This window comes from Rhodobacter aestuarii (assembly GCF_900156655.1).
Lineage (GTDB): Bacteria > Pseudomonadota > Alphaproteobacteria > Rhodobacterales > Rhodobacteraceae > Rhodobacter > Rhodobacter aestuarii.
Map to the genome: position 1 here is coordinate 1 of NZ_FTOG01000017.1, position 17,745 is coordinate 17,745.

18 protein-coding genes are annotated in these 17,745 nt (G+C 59.1%); 9 read left to right on the forward strand and 9 right to left on the reverse strand.

Translation table 11 applies throughout. The features are described 5' to 3' along the window. Positions 1-998: 998 nt before the first annotated feature. The 8 genes from BW967_RS17580 to BW967_RS17615 all read left to right on the forward strand — a co-directional run bounded on the left by BW967_RS17580 (position 999) and on the right by BW967_RS17615 (position 6,712). Positions 999-1,907: a glycosyltransferase family 2 protein gene (locus BW967_RS17580; RefSeq protein ID WP_076486404.1), complete on the forward strand. Its 909-nt coding sequence runs from the start codon at positions 999-1,001 to the stop codon at positions 1,905-1,907. A gap of 109 nt (positions 1,908-2,016) precedes the next feature. Next, positions 2,017-2,631: a ribonuclease D gene (locus BW967_RS17585; RefSeq protein ID WP_076486438.1), complete on the forward strand. Its 615-nt coding sequence runs from the start codon at positions 2,017-2,019 to the stop codon at positions 2,629-2,631. Continuing rightward, positions 2,612-3,568 carry a KpsF/GutQ family sugar-phosphate isomerase gene (locus BW967_RS17590; protein ID WP_076486405.1) on the forward strand — a complete coding sequence of 319 codons (957 nt, stop codon included), beginning with the start codon at positions 2,612-2,614 and terminating at the stop codon, positions 3,566-3,568. The genes BW967_RS17585 and BW967_RS17590 overlap by 20 nt, the downstream gene beginning before the upstream one ends. Next, on the forward strand, positions 3,568-4,167 hold the full coding sequence (locus BW967_RS17595) for a hypothetical protein (RefSeq protein WP_076486406.1): 600 nt from the start codon (positions 3,568-3,570) through the stop codon (positions 4,165-4,167). Before BW967_RS17590 ends, BW967_RS17595 begins: the two co-directional genes overlap by 1 nt. Positions 4,168-4,174: 7 nt before the next feature. Then, positions 4,175-4,669, forward strand: coding sequence for a lipopolysaccharide transport periplasmic protein LptA (gene lptA, locus BW967_RS17600; RefSeq protein ID WP_076486407.1), 495 nt, complete (start codon positions 4,175-4,177; stop codon positions 4,667-4,669). Continuing rightward, the gene (gene lptB / locus BW967_RS17605; RefSeq protein WP_097082098.1) at positions 4,666-5,424 is read left to right on the forward strand and encodes an LPS export ABC transporter ATP-binding protein; all 759 of its coding nucleotides are present in this window, start codon (positions 4,666-4,668) and stop codon (positions 5,422-5,424) included. The genes lptA and lptB overlap by 4 nt, the downstream gene beginning before the upstream one ends. 225 nt (positions 5,425-5,649) lie before the next feature. Further along, positions 5,650-6,219: a ribosome hibernation-promoting factor, HPF/YfiA family gene (gene hpf, locus BW967_RS17610; RefSeq protein WP_076486408.1), complete on the forward strand. Its 570-nt coding sequence runs from the start codon at positions 5,650-5,652 to the stop codon at positions 6,217-6,219. Positions 6,220-6,247: 28 nt separating this feature from the next. Next, positions 6,248-6,712 (forward strand): PTS sugar transporter subunit IIA, encoded by a 465-nt coding sequence (locus BW967_RS17615; protein ID WP_076486409.1) that lies wholly within the window; start codon positions 6,248-6,250, stop codon positions 6,710-6,712. On the opposite strand, the gene BW967_RS17620 is transcribed toward BW967_RS17615, so the two are convergent. The 8 genes from BW967_RS17620 to cysQ all read right to left on the reverse strand — a co-directional run bounded on the left by BW967_RS17620 (position 6,709) and on the right by cysQ (position 15,755). After that, the gene (locus BW967_RS17620; RefSeq protein WP_076486410.1) at positions 6,709-8,112 is read right to left on the reverse strand and encodes a nodulation protein NodH; all 1,404 of its coding nucleotides are present in this window, start codon (positions 8,110-8,112) and stop codon (positions 6,709-6,711) included. The two genes, BW967_RS17615 and BW967_RS17620, sit on opposite strands and share 4 nt — an antisense overlap. Before the next feature lie 3 nt (positions 8,113-8,115). Next, positions 8,116-9,810, reverse strand: coding sequence for a DUF5927 domain-containing protein (locus tag BW967_RS17625; protein ID WP_076486411.1), 1,695 nt, complete (start codon positions 9,808-9,810; stop codon positions 8,116-8,118). Between the two features lie 10 nt (positions 9,811-9,820). Next, complete coding sequence (locus tag BW967_RS17630) at positions 9,821-10,831, reverse strand: glycosyltransferase family 2 protein (protein WP_076486412.1); 1,011 nt, start codon at positions 10,829-10,831, stop codon at positions 9,821-9,823. A 178-nt stretch (positions 10,832-11,009) separates the two neighbouring features. Then, on the reverse strand, positions 11,010-12,032 hold the full coding sequence (locus BW967_RS17635) for a glycosyltransferase family 2 protein (RefSeq protein ID WP_076486413.1): 1,023 nt from the start codon (positions 12,030-12,032) through the stop codon (positions 11,010-11,012). Positions 12,033-12,123: 91 nt separating this feature from the next. Further along, positions 12,124-13,110: a UDP-glucose 4-epimerase GalE gene (galE, locus tag BW967_RS17640; protein WP_076486414.1), complete on the reverse strand. Its 987-nt coding sequence runs from the start codon at positions 13,108-13,110 to the stop codon at positions 12,124-12,126. Positions 13,111-13,112: 2 nt separating this feature from the next. Further along, positions 13,113-14,006 carry a UTP--glucose-1-phosphate uridylyltransferase GalU gene (galU, locus tag BW967_RS17645; RefSeq protein ID WP_076486415.1) on the reverse strand — a complete coding sequence of 298 codons (894 nt, stop codon included), beginning with the start codon at positions 14,004-14,006 and terminating at the stop codon, positions 13,113-13,115. A gap of 151 nt (positions 14,007-14,157) precedes the next feature. Further along, complete coding sequence (locus BW967_RS17650) at positions 14,158-14,958, reverse strand: 3-deoxy-manno-octulosonate cytidylyltransferase family protein (RefSeq protein WP_076486416.1); 801 nt, start codon at positions 14,956-14,958, stop codon at positions 14,158-14,160. Continuing rightward, a complete protein-coding gene (cysQ, locus tag BW967_RS17655) occupies positions 14,958-15,755 on the reverse strand; it encodes a 3'(2'),5'-bisphosphate nucleotidase CysQ (protein ID WP_076486417.1) in 798 nt (265 codons plus the stop codon). The genes BW967_RS17650 and cysQ overlap by 1 nt, the downstream gene beginning before the upstream one ends. 124 nt (positions 15,756-15,879) lie before the next feature. Between cysQ and BW967_RS17660 the strand changes: the two genes are divergently transcribed. Beyond that, positions 15,880-16,701, forward strand: coding sequence for an ABC transporter permease (locus BW967_RS17660; RefSeq protein ID WP_076486418.1), 822 nt, complete (start codon positions 15,880-15,882; stop codon positions 16,699-16,701). A gap of 18 nt (positions 16,702-16,719) precedes the next feature. Here the strand turns inward: BW967_RS17660 and BW967_RS17665 are convergent, their stop codons facing one another. Next, positions 16,720-17,745, reverse strand: a complete 1,026-nt coding sequence (locus BW967_RS17665) for a LacI family DNA-binding transcriptional regulator (RefSeq protein WP_076486419.1) — start codon at positions 17,743-17,745, stop codon at positions 16,720-16,722.

The window sequence follows — 17,745 nt, forward strand, 5'->3', positions numbered from 1 at the left end:
GGGCGTCAGCAACGCTCCATCAGCGCGCATAGGCTGACCCAGGAGCGGCACAGGCAGACAGGCCAAGCTGCTCTAGCGGGGCTGATCAGTGGTCCTCAGCTCGCAGCTAGGGCTACCTGTGGCGATGCGACGGCGGCAAAGGGCTGGCCGATGACATGAATGAGGCCGGGGCAGCAGAGGCCGCCAGCGCGACCAAACCACGTCATTGATGTGATCTATAGGTGATGTGATGGCGGGGTCGTACAACCGCAAACTCGTTGTTGCAGAGCGCCCAACGCACAAAATCTGTGGCGGCTTGCCTTCGAGGCCACGGCCAATCGGTTAAAGTCGAGGAGAGTTATTTTCTTCTGTGTCGGTGGCACGGTCATTGTCAATTCGCCGTCGCGTTTCTGTCTTCAAGGCTGCAACGAGCGCGCACTTCCGCCTTGACCGCGCGCCCTGCGCAGGTCCACAAGGAAGCTCGCATAAGGTCCACGCTGAGGGATGGCGGGAATTTTATGTCGTTGTTTGTCAGTATGTTATGTGTTCGGCGGTATGGTGCCGTCAGCCTCTTCTGGGCACCATTTACCCCCTACCAAGGGTAAATATGCAAACACTCTCGTAGGTTGCAGCTTTCACGGTTCACTTTAGTGGGCCTGAAGATGCGCACCTAGGAGAGTTTTTTGCTTTTATGCGGATCTGGTCGCCTGTGTTGCAGTGCACAAAAACGCCCAAGCGGACCGTTACTGCTTAATGCCGCTTCTCTATATACTGCACATCCCGCGTATTTAGGCGCGATGGTGCCGCGCAAGACCTTGCTCTAATATCAGCACCACTGCACGCGGGGCTGTCTCAAATGCGAAGCGTCCGGGCCGGGCCGTGCGATATCTGTCGTGTTGGAAGCGCGTGCTGAGTTCAGAGCGCGCCCGCTTAATAACGGTGCTTGCGTTAAGACTGTGATCAATTATGAGGCAGAGACGCCTGGCTTGACGCTACGACACACTGGAATTTTGAGACTTATGAAGACCCTACCGGATTTCACCATCGTCATTCCGACACATCGTCGTCCGACGCTGTTGCCGCGTGCTGTCGAAGGCGCGCTAGCAGCCTGCGGCGCCACGGGCGAGGTGGTCGTCGTGGCCGATAATGATCCGGGTGCAGCAGAATCGCTGTTTTCATTCGTCGAGGAACCGCGCTTGAGGCTTGTCGATAACCCCGGGCCGCATGGGGCTTCGGCTGCGCGCAATTGTGGGATTGCGGCGGCGCGCGGGCAGGTGATCCTGTTTCTTGACGACGACGACGATATGGTCGCCGACTATCCGGCAAGGGTGATGGCTGTCGCCAAAGCCGGGCGTGCAAGCTGGGGCTTTAGTCGGCATTTCACGCGCAATAGCTTCGATGCTGCCCCTGAGCTCGCGCCGCGCAAAAAGCGCCGTCAGGGGCAAATTCAGCGTTCTGTCCCGTTTAAGCGCAATACGGCGGGCACCAGTAACGGATTTTGGGTCAAACGAGATCTTTGCTTGGACGTTGGCGGTTTTTGCCCAGATTTGCGGCTTGATGAAGATACGGATCTTTGCTGTCGCCTTGTCGCCGCTGGGCATCAGCCTTGGTATGAAGAACTGCCGGGAACGATCTTGAATCGTGTCGGGACAATTCAGCGGCTGACGAATAGCGGCGCTGACCGTTCTTATGCGGAGTGCTATGTGAAAGTGTTGCAGCGAAATGCTGGCGCCTTGCGCGATGTGCCGGGTGCGGTTTCTTTCCTTGCTTCGCGTGCTCAGCACAAGATGCTGCGTGCGGGAATGGGAGGTTCTCTTGATATGGTGTATCGCGAGGTCGCTTCGCCTTGGCTGAGGCTGGTGTTGCGCACCGAGCGTGTGCTTTGGGAAAGAAAGCGCGCGAAAGCGGGTTTGGCGAAGGCGATCTAGCGCGGCCTTGGTGTGGCGCGGCAAAATCGCCATTTCTTGTAATGGCGGGGCGGTGGCAAAGCCCGCGCAAAGCGCTTATACCTATGCAACACTTGTGAAAGGGCTGCCGGTGACTGTCCATCTGCATCAAAACGATCTTCCCGAAGGCCTTGATCTGGGCCCAGTGGTCGCAATCGATACCGAAACCATGGGGTTGGACCCGCGCCGCGACCGACTTTGCCTTGTGCAGATGTCTTCTGGTGATGGCGACGCGCATCTGGTGCAGATCGCGAAAGGGCAAACCGAAGCCCCGCGTCTGTGTGCGATGTTGGCCGACCCGAAAGTGGAGAAGCTTTTCCATTTCGCCCGCTTTGATGTGGCGGCGCTTTACAATGCCTTTGGGGTTGTGACCGCGCCGGTGTTTTGCACCAAGATTGCGTCCAAAATGGTGCGCACCTTCACTGATCGCCACGGGTTGAAATATCTGCTGCAAGATCTGGTGGGCGTCGATATCTCCAAACAGCAGCAGACATCTGACTGGGGCGCGCCGGAGCTAACGGCGGCGCAGCTCGATTATGCGGCTTCTGACGTGCTTTACCTGCACCAACTCAAATCCGTTTTGGTGGAGCGGCTGCACCGTGAGGGGCGCATGGATTTGGCTCGGGCTTGTTTTGATTTCCTGCCCGCGCGCGGGCAACTCGACCTGATGGGTTGGGATGAGCCGAATGACATCTTCCACCACTGATTACGCCAATACCGCCCGCCGCGTGATTGAGATTGAGGTGGCCGGGCTGATCGCTCTGGCGGAAAGTCTCGACGGCGCTTTTGCTGCTGCTGTCGAGATGATCTTGCAAGCGCGGGGCCGGGTGATCGTCTCTGGCATGGGCAAGTCGGGCCATATCGCGCGCAAGATTGCGGCGACGCTGGCAAGCACGGGCACGCCCGCGCAATTCGTGCATCCGGCAGAGGCGAGCCACGGCGACCTTGGTATGGTGACCGAGGCGGATGTGGCGCTGGTGCTGTCCAACTCTGGTGAAACGCCGGAATTGGCCGACCTGATCGCGCATACGCGGCGCTTTTCCATCCCGCTCATTGGGGTCGCCTCGCGCCCGGAATCGACGCTTTTGCGGCAAGCAGATGTGGCGCTGGTGCTGCCCAAAGCCGAAGAGGCCTGCGGCACGGGGGTGGTGCCCACGACATCGACCACCATGACTTTGGCGCTGGGCGATGCTTTGGCCGTGGCGCTGATGGAGCATCGGCAGTTCACGCCGGAGCATTTCCGGACCTTCCATCCGGGCGGCAAGCTTGGGGCAAAACTGTCGAAAGTGGCGGATTTGATGCACCGCGATATGCCGCTGGTGGCCGAAGACACACCGATGCCCGAGGCGCTTTTGATCATTTCGCAAAAGGGCTTTGGGGTTGTTGGCGTGACCGATACGGCAGGTCAGCTTTCTGGCATTGTCACCGATGGTGACCTGCGGCGGCATATGGAGGGGCTTCTGTCTCACACCGCTGCGGAGGTGATGACTCGCAACCCGCGCACGATTGATCCGCAAGCGCTGGCCGAGGCGGCGGTGGCCGCGATGAATGACCGCAAGATCACCTGTCTTTTCGCGGTGGAGGCGGGGCGCCCCGTTGGCATTTTGCACATTCATGACTGTTTGCGCGCTGGGGTGGCGTGATGGTTCGCGAAAGCCGCCATTCGATGCTGGTGCAATGGGCCAAGGTGGCCCTGCCGCTCTTGGCATTGGTGCTGCTTTCGACTCTTTTTCTATTTTCCGGCAAGGTCGATCCGACCACGGCTTCGATCTACGCCAAGGTCGATGTGGATGCGCTGGTGGCCGAACCACGGCTGACCACGCCGGAATATTCTGGCATGACGGAAGAGGGCGCCGCGCTCACCGTCCGGGCGACGACTGCGACGCCAGACCCAAATGGCAATGGTGCTTCGGCCAGTGATGTGATCGCCAAATTGGAAGGTGCCGATGGTGCGGTGACCGATTTGACGGCGGCGGCTGGGGTGCTTGATCCGCAAGCCGGGCAGATCAGCCTGTCAGAGGGGGTCGCGGTACAAACCTCGTCGGGGTATCGCATGGCCACCGAGGCGGTGGATATGGCTACCGACCGTGGCATATTGAATGCGCCCGGCGCCGTGCGCGGAGAGGGCCCTTTTGGCACGCTGGAGGCCGGGTCGATGCAGATGGGGCGCAGTGATCCAAGTTCGCCTTACGATCTGCACTTCAAAGGCGGCGTGAAGCTGATATACCAGCCGGAGAAGTGAGGTTTCGATGCGCCGTCTGCCCCAGATTTTTTCCGCTCTGATTTTCTTTTCCCTGACCGCAGGGGCCGTTCAAGCGCAGCAGGTGGCCTTTGCCGGTCTGCGCACCGATACCTCTGAGCCGGTCGAGGTCACGGCTGATAGCCTTGATGTGAACCAGACCGATGGCAACGCGATTTTCACCGGCAATGTGGTGATCATCCAAGGCCCTTTGCGGCTTTCAGCGGCGCGGGTGCAGGTCGAATATGGCTCGGCCGAGAAGAAAAGCATCTCTGAGCTGCAAGCCTCGGGTGGGGTGACTTTGGTCACCGCCAGCGAAGCCGCCGAATCGCGCGATGCGGTTTACAATGTGGCGGCGGGTTCTGTGGTGATGACGGGCGATGTGCTTTTGACCCAAGGCGATAATGTTCTCTCTGGGCAGCGCCTTGATGTCGATCTGAAAACCGGAACCGGACAGATGCAGGGCCGGGTGCGCACGGTGTTGCAACCGGATCAGACCCCATGAAAGATATGGCAAGCCCGGCCGAAAGCAGCCCATCGGGGCTGAGCGTGGTCAGCCTGCGCAAAAGCTACCGTAAGCGGTTGGTGCTGCGCGATGTGTCTTTGACGCTCGATCGGGGCGAGGTGGTGGCGCTGTTGGGCCCGAACGGCTCCGGCAAGACCACCTGTTTCTATGCCATCGCAGGGCTCGTCTCGCCCGATGCAGGGCAAGTGCAGATCGACGGGGTCGATGCCACCTCTATGCCGATGTATCGCCGTGCGCGGCTTGGCATTGGCTATTTGCCGCAAGAAGCCTCGATTTTTCGTGGGCTGACGGTGGAGCAAAACATCATGGCCGTTTTGGAAATTGCCGTGGATGAGGTGCACCGCCGCCGCGAACGGCTCGAAGAACTATTGGGTGATTTTGCCATCGCCCATCTGCGCCAAGCGCCGGCGCTTGCGCTTTCGGGGGGCGAGCGACGCCGGGTGGAGATTGCCCGCTGCTTGGCTGCCGATCCGAAATATCTTTTGCTGGATGAGCCCTTTGCGGGCGTTGATCCGATTGCCGTGGGTGAGATTCGCGCGCTGGTCGCGCATCTGAAGGAACGCGGTATCGGGGTGTTGATCACCGATCACAACGTGCGCGAAACGCTCGAAATTGTCGATCGCGCTTATATTTTGCATGATGGCCATGTGCTGATGTCTGGCCGGACCGAGGAAGTGGTTAAAGATGAGAATGTACGGCGTGTGTACCTCGGGGAAAATTTTCGCATCCAGTAATGTGCAGGAGCGAACAGTTTGCGCCAAGTCATTGACAGCGGCGCCGTTCCGTTCCCAAATGAACCCATGCGTAACCACGGTCCTTATGCCCCAGTTGTCGCGCCGCACGTTTTCGGCTCAGTTGGGCTTGTGAACCAGACCTCCCCAGTTTTCGAAAAAAGTTTAACCAACCCGCAACCTTGGCATGAGAGCCCAGGATCGGGACAATAAAGTGAAGGAGAAGCCATGCGTTACCAGATCAGCGGAAAACAGCTCGACGTTGGCGAAGCCCTGCAGACACATGTGAAGACCGAACTGGCAGAAACGGTCGACAAATACATGCAGCGGCCGACCGATGCGACCGTCGTCTTTTCGCGCGCCGCGCATGAGTATGTCTGCGAAACGACTGTGCACCTGTCCACCGGGCTGACCGCTTCGGCCGCAGGCCGGGCCGGGGATGTTTACGCCGCTTTCGAAGCGTGCCGCGAAAAAATGGACAAACAGCTGCGTCGTCACAAACGTCGCCTGAAAGACCACCATCGCGACCGTGTCTCTCCGGTTGAATTCGGGGACGCCGGGTTGTATGTGCTCGCCGCGGAAGAAGACGAGTCGGATACCGATAGCCTTGCACCCGTGATCGTTGCCGAGATGGAGACCAAGGTCCCCACGATCTCGGTGGGCGAAGCGGTCATGCAAATGGAACTGTCGCATAAACCGCTGCTCGTGTTCCGCAATGAGAAACATGGCGGGGTCAACGTCGTCTATCGCCGTGAAGACGGCAATGTCGGCTGGATCGACCCGCGCAACAGCAAGTGAGCGTCTGATGGGCGCAGAAAAAGGACAGATGGATCTTTCCACCCTGCTCAAACCGGCAGCGGTCAAAGTTTTGGCCAATACCACGAGCAAGAAGCGCCTGTTCCAGGATCTCGCAGATATCGCGCATTCAGCCTACGGGCTGGATGCGACCCAAACGATTGATGCTTTGCAAGAACGTGAAACGCTTGGTCCTACCGGCGTTGGGCATGGCGTGGCCCTGCCGCATGCGCGGCTGCACGGGCTGACCGATGTGGTGGGCGTGTTCCTCAAGCTCGAAAAGCCGCTCGACTTTGATGCGGTGGATCGCTTGCCGGTCGATCTGGTGTTTGCGCTTTTTGCGCCCAAAGATTCGGGTGTAGAGCATCTTAAAGCTTTGGCGCTTGTGTCGCGCACTCTGCGCAACACGGAAACCTGCACCAAGCTGCGGGCGAACTCGGATCCGGCAGCGCTGCATGCGGTGCTGACGGCGGCGCAAGGCACTCAGGCGGCTTAATCAGCCGCCTTTTTCTTCCACGGACCAAAGCCAAACTGCATGTAGTCGCGCGAATAGGTATCGGCGGCGGCTTGCTCCAGCGCAGGGGTCCAGATCTCGGCCAGCTTCACCGGGGCAGTATCGCCCTCGGGTGCGCCAAAATCCGGGGCCTCAACACCCACCATCTGCGCCAAAAGGCCAAGGTCTTCAGACAGCCGATCTTCGCGGGCAATCAGATCGGGCAGGGCGAATTGCGCAAAGCCCTGCAGGCTTGCCGACTGCGTGGCCCATAGCGGCTGCACCGGCAGGCTGGTTTGCGCGTTCAGGTTCGTTTTCAGCCAAGCGAAGAAGGCTTGTAGCCCCCCTGCCCACTCTGCGGCGGGCAGGGTCTTCCCCTCGGGCGCCAGCGGCAGCTTGTAGCTTTGGCGCAGCACGGCACGAGTCTCGGCAAAATTGTCCCAAGCCTGCAATGCAGCAAAGGCCAGATGGGCGCGCAGCAGCGGGTGGCGCACCACGGTGAAGCTGCGATGGCCGATGTGCTTGCGTTTCCACTGTCGCAAGGTCTTTTGCGAAAAGCCTTCCTCCAGTCCACCAAGCTTCGCCATCCAATCGCGGATTGGCGCATCCAGCGCGGGACGCAGTGGCATATATAAAAGCCCCGCACCGCAGGCCACAAGGTTGGGCACATTCGGCCCGCGCCGGGGCTCAAAATTCGGGGTGCGCGACAGGTTGAACCGATCCAGCCGCGCAAGCGAACTTTCCATCGCCGGGAAATTGGCGACTTTTTCCTCAAGCGCGGCAGGGTTTTGCACCACAAGGCTTGAGGGTAGGGCGCTTAGCCGCGCCTCGACACCGAGCCATTTTGCAAGACCGTTCAGCACCGCTACATCCTGAGCATCTTCGTAGTCGATGTAGAACGCACTTTGCCCAGTGGTTTGCAGCGCATGCATTAGCGCCACCTGAAAGCCCTGCAACCCTTCCAGATGTGCCTCAAACTCTGCCGCATCGAATTGGGCAAGCGCCTCTTTGCGGTGCTTCGCATCGCCCAGTTTCCACTGGTTCGTGGCGCGGGCAATTTTCAGGCTAACATAGCTTTCCGCCGGATTGCGCGTGAGCACGATTTTGGCGCAGCGCGGATCATTGATCATCGCATCCAAGACGCGCGGATCGTGGTCATGAAAGAAGCGGCAACCATTCAGGCCTTCGGTCTCGCAGATGCGTTTCCACAAGGCCATCGGGTCCGCATCACGTGCGGCACGGGAAATGCCCAAGAGCTCTGTCTTGTTGGGATAGCCGATCAGGGCGGGGTTGAAGGCCTCGCCGTGGCAATGCACACCCGCCAATTCGTTCAGCGCAGCTTCCAAGAGGTTGGAGCCGGTGCGCATTTCGGCAAACACCACGAAGCTGTTGAAACGGCTCATGCGTCACTTCACCAGATAGGGGCGGCCACGCCGCGGGGGTTGTGTCAGCAGATCGCCATAGACCGGGAAATCGCCCATCAAGCGCGGCTGCATACCCTGATTGCGCAGGTTTTGCAGGAATTGACCAAAACCCGTGAGGTCCACCATCTGCGGCGCCTCTGTCAGCCGCCGCGTCGCGCGCGGGCTGATTTCATCAATGATCGTCTGCAGCGGCTCCATCGGGTTTTCGATGAATTCCGCCATGTTCCAAATCCGCACCCGCGCTTTGACATACATCGAGCGCAGGATGTTCAGATGATCGACCTCAATCTGCTGCAGCCGCGCCGCCTCGCGCCGGATTTCCAAGAAATTCATGTTGGAATGAAAAAGCGGCACCGCCCATGCGCCCGAAATGACCGAGATCTGCGCATTTGGATCGGTGGCGGTGAACCAGTTGATGTCTTGTGTGTCGCGAGGGCTGAACATGAAGCACTGCCGCTCGCCGCGCCCGTTCCAGATCAGGTTTGTCAGGAAGGCGCGGGGGTTATAATCGCGCAAGGTCGCACTGTCAGGGATGCAGCCGTTAAACATCGGCTCGCGACCCGCAAATTCGGCGCGCTCCGGCCCGAACAAATGCCCATGCACCCGTGCGCCAACATATTTAGCAAGCCAGCCTTCAAAGTTCTCGAACAGGTCCGAAAACCCTTGGAAAATGGAGTAATGCGCCGAGGTTTTGCCATTTTCATGGTCTTGCCGGGGGAAGCGGCTTTGCATGTAAAGACCGGGGCGGCCCTTGGTGCGCCGCTCCACCGCCTTGGAAAAAAGCCGGTCAATTTTGGAGGGGTTCGGCTCTGCAATGCTTTCCGCCGGGCGTTCCGACAGGAAGTTTGCGTAGAGCTTGTCGGCCTTGGGCCAAATTTTGCGCGCCACAAAGCAATCTGAGCGCCGCAAAAGCTGCAGATGGTCATCGTAAAAGATATGCGGCTTGCCCTGATAGTCGAACTTCGACAGCGTCAGCGAGCGGCTTTCGATATTGCTCGAATAGAGCCGCGCGAGCGATTGGAAGTAGCTTTCATCCGGAATCCAGACCCGCGAGAAATAGCGGTCATAGGTGGGGCGGTCCGGGTCTTGCAAAATGGCGCTGAGCGTGCGGCGGCTTAGGCACCACCATTGGCTGCCCAGATGCGGCACAATCCCGCCGGGAATGCGCCGCTTCACGCCCAAACGCCGTTGTAGCCGGACGTAGCGGTCAAACAGCCTGCGCTGTTTTTTCCATGAAAACGGGAAGCGCAGCGTGAAGCGTTCCATATCAATGCCGCCCACCGTCCAGCCCACCTCGGCGGTGGTGACGCTTTCGATGAAATCTGTCTGTGGGCGCGCGGCCAGATAGTCGTTCAGCTCATCTACCGGGCGCAGCGGCAGGCAAGAGCCAGAGGCCAAAAAGACGTGCTGCACCTCGGGGTGGCGATCCAGCATTTGCTCGGCCCCGGCTTGCGCGGCGGCGACCAAAGACCATGTGCCCCATTCGCATTTTTGCCGCTTGGAGAAAGAGACATTGCTCAGGTCTGCCAAGCTGCGGCCAAGGGCGGCGTAATCGTGCTGAGAGACGCGCGCATCGACATGAATCACCACCGGGGCGCCATGCGACCCCCAGTAGCGTGCCACCTGCGCCGCCCGATCAAAGGCGGTGTGGCACATCATGATGAAGCCGACTGTCACCCCGCGCCCCTTACGCCCAATTGCCTTTTGACATCAGCCCGAGAATCTCAAGCTGGCGCCAGTTGATGTACCGCTCAGACCATTTGGTCCACAGATCGGGCTGGTTGCTCAGCCGCTCGTTATAGGCCTGATACTCGCGCGAACTGGCATAATGCTCGCGCCGTTCCATCTCTTCGCTAACCTTCTCGGTCAACGGCGACAGGAACTTTGCGTGCAACAAACACCCTGATGGTTTTTCCCCACCCCAAGCATCATAGACCATGTTCAGCCCGCGCGGCAGGATCATATGCGTCGACGAGGCAAAGACATAGCCGCGCTGCCATTTCACCAGCGGGATCTTGTTGAGCGCCGGGGCCGAGATTGGATCATCGGCAAAGAAGGTCCGCGCGCGTGGCCCGCCTTGAATCCACAGGTTCCGCATCGCGTTGTTGCGTGAGATCATGTAATTGCCGGCATCAAACCACGATGCAATTTCAAACGGGTTTTGCCCTTCCCGATAGGGCACCGCATCCACTGGCCCTTTGGGATACATATCCACCAGCATCGCCGGGAACGAGCGGATGTCATAAGTATCCAGCCAATCGGTCAGCGCGTCGATCGGGCGGGTATCGCAAAACGGGTAGACAAAGAATTCATCGGGGTCGACCACCAGCACCCAATGCCCGGTGCCATGACGGCGCAACAGGTGGTTGAGCCAATCCATCCCGAAATTTGCGGATTTATACGAGCCATAGCTGACCCAGACAGAGCAATCCTCTTGGCCGGCCAAATACTCGCGCGAGCCATCCTCGCTGCCATTATCGACGAAGATGAAATGCTTCACCCCAAGGTCACGATAATAGCGCAGAAAATACGGCAGGCGGATGCGTTCATTGCGCAGCGTGCAAAAGATCAAAACATCGGAAGATTTGATCTGCACAGTGCGATCGGCGACGACCGAAAGCTCGCGGCGTTTGCGAAACGCGCGTATCTGGCGGAAACGGCGCTTGCGCCGCAGCCTGATGAGCTCTCTGATTTTCAACGCCTGCTCCTTTAGACCTTAATCGCGTTGTCGCCGAAATTGATTTCCGGTCGGTTAAACGGTCCACATCTTGTGCTGTGATCCCCTGCTCTGAACGCGACAAGACCTCTAATGTTCAATGACTTGTCATACTTAACATACGCGGAGTTTCTAGGTCGGTAAACTCCTCTGAAACCCGTCATGCCTTCCATGCGCCCGGTGTCATCAGCCCATCTTCTACCAACCCTTGCGGCCCGCGATAGCTGCATGATTCCGCCGTGCTAAGATCGGGGTCTGCGGCGACCCCGGCGTAATAGGCATCATAATCCTTGCAATGGGTGAAATGCTCGCCGCGCAACTGCTCAGATTTGGCGCGTTCGGGGGCGCCTTCCAGAAATTTTGTGTGCAATAGAACCCCGGTGGGCAAGTTTAGCCGCGCATCAAAGGCCCGGTTTAGCCGCCGCGGAAGCGCGACATGGGTGGAACTGACATAGGCATAGCGCCAATTCCATTTCACCAGCGGGATTTTGTGCAGATGAGGCGCAAGCTCTGGTCTGTCGGTGAAGAAGCAGCGTTTGCGCGGCCCGCCTCGGATCGAGATATTGCCAAATCGCGCCTGCTGTTCCCAAGTGTAGCCCTGCGCATCATAAAGCGGCAAAGCCTTGGTCGGATCATCGCCCGGGTCTGAATGCGCGGTTGAAAGCGGCCCAGGCGGATAAAGATCCAGCATCAGCGCGCCAAAACTGTTTGCGCCCTGCGCCTCCAGCCATGCGGTTAGCTGTTGCAGCTTTTGGGTTTCGCATCCGGGGTAGACCAGCAATTCATCCGCATCGACCGTCAGGCACCAATGGCGCTTGCCGTAATGGAGCAAAAGCCAACTGATCCAATCCATCCCAAAGCGCGAGGCGCGATAGCTTGCTTGCGTCGACCAGACGGACACATCCGGCGCGTGTCGCAGAAGCTCCAGCGTGCCATCGCTGCTGTCGTTCACAACAATGAGGAAATGGGCGACCCCAAGTGCACGGTAATGCTGCAAAAAATAGGGGAGCCGCAGCGCCTCGTTGCGCATCGTGGCAAATAGCAGGATGTCCTCAGGTTTCAGGATCGCGGTGCGGTTCTCCACACGACGCAATGCGTGACGCGCGCGCAATGCACGCCACAGCAACCTTCGCCGTTTCAACCGCAGCCGATAGCGCGCCCGCAGCTTTGAGAATGCACCCATCCCCGCCCCCTCTTGCGGGGCAAGTATTCATATTTCGGGGGGCGAGGCCAGTGCCTAGCCTACGAAAGAGGCACTGGGCTCAAAGAATGGCTCAGCTGTCGTAATGCCCGTTTTGATGCCAGCGCCAAGCATCGGCAATCATCGTGGTCAGGTTGCTGCGCTTCGGGGTCCAGCCCAGATCACGCTCTGCTTTGGTGGAGCCAGACACCAGAACGGCGGCATCGCCGGGGCGACGGTCACCTTCAATGATCGGCACTTCGCGATTGGTCACCGCTTGCGATTGCGCGATCACTTCGCGGACTGAGAACCCCTTGCCCGAGCCAAGGCAGAACACATCCGAGCCTTTGCCCGCTTCCAGCCATTTGAGGCCAAGCACATGGGCATCGACCAGATCGCAAACATGGACATAATCGCGGATGCAGGTGCCATCGGCGGTCGGGTAGTCCGAGCCAAACACCGTCAGCGCGGGGCGGCGCCCGTCAATCGCATCAAGCATCAGCGGGATCAGGTGCGTTTCTGGCTGGTGGAATTCGCCCACCTCGGCCTCCGGGTCGGCCCCTGCCACGTTGAAATAGCGGAAGATCACCGAATTGAGGCCGTGGCTCGCGCCGAAATCACGCAGCATGTCTTCAATCGCGCGTTTCGAGCCACCATAGGCATTGATCGGGTGCTGCGGCGTGGTTTCATTGAGCACCACACCATCTTGATCGCCATAGGTCGCGCAGGTCGACGAGAAGACGAAATTCTGACAGCCCGCCGCGCAGGCAGCCTCAATCAGGCTCAGCGACGAGAGCACATTATGGCGCCAATATAGCCCCGGATTGCGCATCGACTCGCCCACAAGGCTAAGCGCTGCGAAATGCATCACGGCAATCGGCTCCCAACGGGCAAAAACCGCATCAAGGCGGTCGCGATCCATCAGGTCGCCTTCTTCCAGCGGGCCGAATTTCACGGCCTCGCGCCAGCCGGTAACAAAGCTATCATAGGTGACGGGTGTATAGCCTGCATCGCGCAAGGCTTTACATGCGTGGGAGCCGATATAACCGGCCCCCCCGGTGACAAGGACGTTTTTCGACATGATTATTCCGCGGCGTCCCGCATCGCCATCATGTCGCCCAAGAAGTCCGTGAACTCGTCACGCAGATCGGGGCGCGCAAGGCCAAAGGCGACGGTGGCTTGCAAGAAGCCCGCTTTCGAGCCGCAGTCATAGCGTTGCCCGCGGAAACGGAAGCCGTAGACCGGGTTGCCATTGTCGATCTCTTCGGCGATCGCATCGGTCAGCTGAATCTCGCCGCCCGCGCCCTCTTTCTTCTTGTTGAGGTTCTGCATCACCTTCGGCGTCAGGATGTAACGGCCGATCACGGCGAGGTTCGACGGCGCCACATCCGGGGCGGGTTTCTCAACCATGCCCTTTACGCGCACCAGAGAGCCCATGTCTTCGGAAATATCCAGAACCCCGTAGGACGAGGTTTTGTCATGCGGAACTTCCATCGCGGCAACGATATTGCCGCCGGTTTCCGAATGCGCTTCCATCATCTGCTCCAAGCAGGGCTTTTCGGCGGCGATCACGTCATCGGTCAAGATCACCGCGAAGCTCTCGTTGCCAATCAGGCGGCGCGCACACCAGACCGCATGGCCCAGGCCCATAGGCCGGTTCTGGCGCACATAGGCGATGGCCCCAGAGTCCATATTGGTGGTTTTGAGAGCTTCCAGAAGCTCCGTCTTGCCCTTCTTGCGCAGCGAGGTTTCCAACTCGGGCGCATCATCGAAATAATCCTCAAGCGCGGATTTTCCGCGCGAGGTCACAAAGATAAATTCCTTGATCCCGGCGGCGCGGGCTTCGTCGATGGCGTATTGGATCAGCGGGCGGTCAACCAGCGTCAAAATCTCTTTCGGGATCGACTTGGTGGCGGGGAGAAAGCGGGTTCCGAGGCCTGCAACTGGAAAGATCGCCTTCGTTACCTTGCGTTTCATACATCACCTTTGCTGTTAGAAGCTATGAGTGCGAAATCCTTGTGCACTCCACGCATACTGTCTCTTTTTGGGTCATTCCTCAAGCGTGTGGTATACGAAAGGTTAAGTGAAACAAATACGACACCAAGGTGACGTTCTTTGGCGCATTGGGTTACGCGAGGCCCATTTCCGCCATCATGGATTCAATCCGTGGCACGTCCGAGGGGTTGTTCAACTCCCAAAACTGCCGCCCGCGCGATTCGACTTCGACGCAAAGAACAGCGCGCCCGTTTTCCAAAAACCGCAGTTGTTCCAGCCCTTCGAGCGTTTCAAGCGGGCCAACCGGCCAGTTCGGATAGGCGGCGAGCGTCTCAGGCCGATAGGCGTAAACCCCCACGTGGTGAAACACCGGCGTCGGTTCCTGTGCGCTATAGGGTCGGGAGGTAAAGGGGATCACTTCCTTGGAAAAATAGAGCCCACGATTGTCTGTGCCAAAGACAGCGGTCGTGCCGCCCACCCGATCATGGCGGCGATCTTCGCGCAGGCTTTCCAGCATCGCGCCTTCGCAGCGCAGCACCGGGGTCGCGAGTTCGGCCCAAGGGTTGGCGCGCAACCCGGCGAGCAGATCCTCAATGAACCAAGCGGGCGTCAGGGGGGCATCCCCTTGCAAGTTCACAACAATGTCATAGCCGCCGCCAAGGCTCGCCAGCGCCTCGGCCACGCGCTCGGTGCCGTTGGCGCAATGATCGGAGGTCATCACCACTTCGGCGCCAAAGCTGTTGGCTTCCGCCTCAATGCGTTCGTCATCGGTGGCCACGACAACGCGGTCCACGCCTGAAACCGCCATTGCTGCTTCCCAACTGCGCTGGATCAGCGTTTTAGAGGTTCCATCGGCGCCGCGCAAATGCACGAGCGGCTTGGCAGGATAGCGCGTTGAGGCGTAACGCGCGGGGATCACAATAAGAACAGACATCACTTCGCCAACAAGACGCCGGGGGCAAAGGCGATGAAGAACGGGTTGGCAAAGCCTTCCTTGCCGTAGGTGAAGGGGCTGTGGTCATCAAACCGGACGACCTCGCCACCGGCACCGCGCAAGACGGCATCACCCGCCGCCGTGTCCCATTCCATCGTGCGGCCAAGGCGCGGATAAAGATCGGCCTCGCCCGTGGCAACCAAGCAAAACTTGAGCGAGGAGCCAGCCGAGGTCATGTCTTTCACCGCATATTGCGCGATGTAATCATCGGTCGCCTGATCACGGTGCGATTTCGAGGCCACGACCATCAAGGCGCGATTATCGGGCATCGAGACCGAAATCGGATGTTGCGTGCCGATGGTTTCTTTGTCGAACTCTGGCCCTTGTTCTTCCACCGAGCGCCCATCGGCGAGCGTATAGAACAGCCGCCCTTTGGCGGGCGCATAAACCACACCGCGCAGAGGCACGCCATTTTCGACATAGGCGATATTCACTGTGAAATCGCCGCGGCGCTGCACGAATTCTTTTGTGCCATCAAGCGGGTCGACGATCAGGAAGGTAGAGACACTCTGCCCATGCGAGGCGGCTTGTTCTTCCGTCACAAGCGCCATTTGCGGGAAGGCCTCAGCCAGACCGGCGGAAATCAGCGCATCGGCGGCTTCATCGGCTTCGGTCACGGGCGAGGCATCCGATTTCGTCTTCACCTCGAAATCGGGGGCGTTGTAGATCTCCATGATCCGGTCCCCGGCCTCGAGCGCAAGGCGGCGCATGACGGTCACAAGGCGGTCGAAATCCATTTTTCCCTCCATTCGGCCCAAGTTCGGCCAGATTGCCATGCGATAGCGCAGACTTTATGGTGTGCCGTCAAGGGAACGGCAAGTTTTCAGTGCAAAAATCCCGGTCGGCCAGCGCGGCGGAGTCATGTTCAGAGCAGAACGCAGCAAAAGTACCCTTGGTTCAGGCTTCAGTATTCTGGAGCTGATCTATCATGCCACCGTGCGTTCCATTCGCAAAACGCAACGGCATGCGATTTGGGGGCTCATCCAGAACATCATGCAAACGGTGGTGCTCGTCATCACCTTCTACGTCATGTTCAACGTTCTGGGCCTGCGCGGCAATACGATCCGTGGCGACTTCCTGCTTTACATCATGTCGGGGATTTTTCTGTTCCTGACCCATACCAAAGCGATGGGCGCGGTTTTCGGCTCCGAAGGCTCTGCCTCGGCGATGATGAAACACGCCCCGATGACCACGGCGGTGTCGATCTCTGCGGCGGCCTTGGGCGCGCTTTACATCCAATTGCTGTCGATGTTCGTGGTGCTTTACCTCTACCACGCAACAATGGGCCCGATCGAGATTTACAACTGGGTTGGCGCCATGGCGATGGTGATCCTGTCATGGTTCACCGGGGTGGCGCTGGGCATGGTGTTCTTGGCGATGAAGCCATGGAACCCAAGCTTGGTCTCCTTGATCCAAAGCGTTTATGCGCGGGCCAATATGATTGCCTCGGGCAAGATGTTCGTGGCGAACCTGCTGCCGCATAAGATGCTGGTCTTGTTTGACTGGAACCCGCTTTTTCACACCATTGACCAAGCGCGGGGCTTTGCCTTCATCAACTACAATCCGCACTTTTCAAGCTGGCAATACCCCGTTTATGTGGGCATTGCTTTCTTGGCGATTGGCCTGATGGGCGAGTTTTATACCCGCCAGCATGTGTCCTTTAGCTGGGGTGCAAAGCACTAAGCTTCGGGGAAGACCCGCTTAGCGAATGGTGTCCCCGCGCTGGATCACCGGTTCCAATTCGATGATCTCGCCCCCCGGTCCGGGGTTTGCCGCGCGCGCGGCCACGATCTCGGCGGCTTTGGAGCCAATCTCGCGGCGGCAGGCATCCATCGTTGCCAATTGGCGCGGCAGCCCTGCCAAAAGTTCCACCCCGTTAAACCCGGCCAAGCCAAGTTGGCCCGGCACATCAAGGCCCTTTTCGAGGCAGTAAATCAGCCCGCCCGCCCCGATCATATCGTTCGAGTAATAGAGGAAATCGATGTCCGGGGTGCGCGCGAGCATGGCCTCGGTCATTTCGCGGCCTTTAAGCAGCGCAGAGCCGCCCGAATAAAACTCGGTATCGGTCAGCGTGATCCCCGCTTGCGCCAGCCCCTCGTTGAAGCCTTCAAGCCGTTTGCGGGCACGATGATCCTCGGGCATTTTGGTGCCAAGGAAGCCGATCTTGCGATAGCCCGCAGCCACAATGGCCTCGGCCATCTGCCGCCCGGCGCGGCGGTGCGAAATGCCTACCACGGCATCCACACCCGGCCCGTCGACATCCATGATCTCAACCACCGGCACGCCCGCATTTTCGAGCATCGCCCGCGAGCCTGCGGAATGCTCCAGCCCGGCAATGATCACGCCAGAGGGCCGCCAAGACAGCATTTCATAAAGAACCCGTTCTTCTTTTTCGGGCGAATAATCGGTCACGCCCACCACGGGTTGCAGCCCGGTGTCTTCCAAAACGGCAGAAATGCCCGAGAGAACTTCGGGAAACACAAGGTTCGAGAGCGAGGGAATAATCACACCCACAAGGTTCACCCGCTGCGAGGCCAGCGCGCCGGCGATTTTGTTGGGCACATAGCCAAGCGTGCGCGCGGCTTCGAGCACCTTTTCTCGCGTGGCTTCTGAGACATCGCCCCGGTTGCGCAGCACCCGGCTCACAGTCATTTCCGAGACGCCCGAGGCTTCGGAAACATCGCGCAGGGTCAGGGGGCGGCGGGTGTCGTTGGGCGAACGGCTCAA

Excerpts from the sequence above, each read along its gene's own strand:
- BW967_RS17620 (WP_076486410.1), bottom strand. The coding sequence starts at position 8,112 with ATGAGCCGTTTCAACAGCTTCGTGGTGTTTGCCGAAATGCGCACCGGC.
- galU (WP_076486415.1), bottom strand. The coding sequence starts at position 14,006 with ATGAAACGCAAGGTAACGAAGGCGATCTTTCCAGTTGCAGGCCTCGGA.
- BW967_RS17580 (WP_076486404.1), top strand. The coding sequence starts at position 999 with ATGAAGACCCTACCGGATTTCACCATCGTCATTCCGACACATCGTCGT.
- lptA (WP_076486407.1), top strand. The coding sequence starts at position 4,175 with ATGCGCCGTCTGCCCCAGATTTTTTCCGCTCTGATTTTCTTTTCCCTG.
- BW967_RS17590 (WP_076486405.1), top strand. The coding sequence starts at position 2,612 with ATGACATCTTCCACCACTGATTACGCCAATACCGCCCGCCGCGTGATT.
- BW967_RS17650 (WP_076486416.1), bottom strand. The coding sequence starts at position 14,958 with ATGTCTGTTCTTATTGTGATCCCCGCGCGTTACGCCTCAACGCGCTAT.
- BW967_RS17660 (WP_076486418.1), top strand. The coding sequence starts at position 15,880 with ATGTTCAGAGCAGAACGCAGCAAAAGTACCCTTGGTTCAGGCTTCAGT.
- galE (WP_076486414.1), bottom strand. The coding sequence starts at position 13,110 with ATGTCGAAAAACGTCCTTGTCACCGGGGGGGCCGGTTATATCGGCTCC.
- BW967_RS17635 (WP_076486413.1), bottom strand. The coding sequence starts at position 12,032 with ATGGGTGCATTCTCAAAGCTGCGGGCGCGCTATCGGCTGCGGTTGAAA.
- BW967_RS17595 (WP_076486406.1), top strand. The coding sequence starts at position 3,568 with ATGGTTCGCGAAAGCCGCCATTCGATGCTGGTGCAATGGGCCAAGGTG.
- lptB (WP_097082098.1), top strand. The coding sequence starts at position 4,666 with ATGAAAGATATGGCAAGCCCGGCCGAAAGCAGCCCATCGGGGCTGAGC.
- cysQ (WP_076486417.1), bottom strand. The coding sequence starts at position 15,755 with ATGGATTTCGACCGCCTTGTGACCGTCATGCGCCGCCTTGCGCTCGAG.
- hpf (WP_076486408.1), top strand. The coding sequence starts at position 5,650 with ATGCGTTACCAGATCAGCGGAAAACAGCTCGACGTTGGCGAAGCCCTG.
- BW967_RS17615 (WP_076486409.1), top strand. The coding sequence starts at position 6,248 with ATGGATCTTTCCACCCTGCTCAAACCGGCAGCGGTCAAAGTTTTGGCC.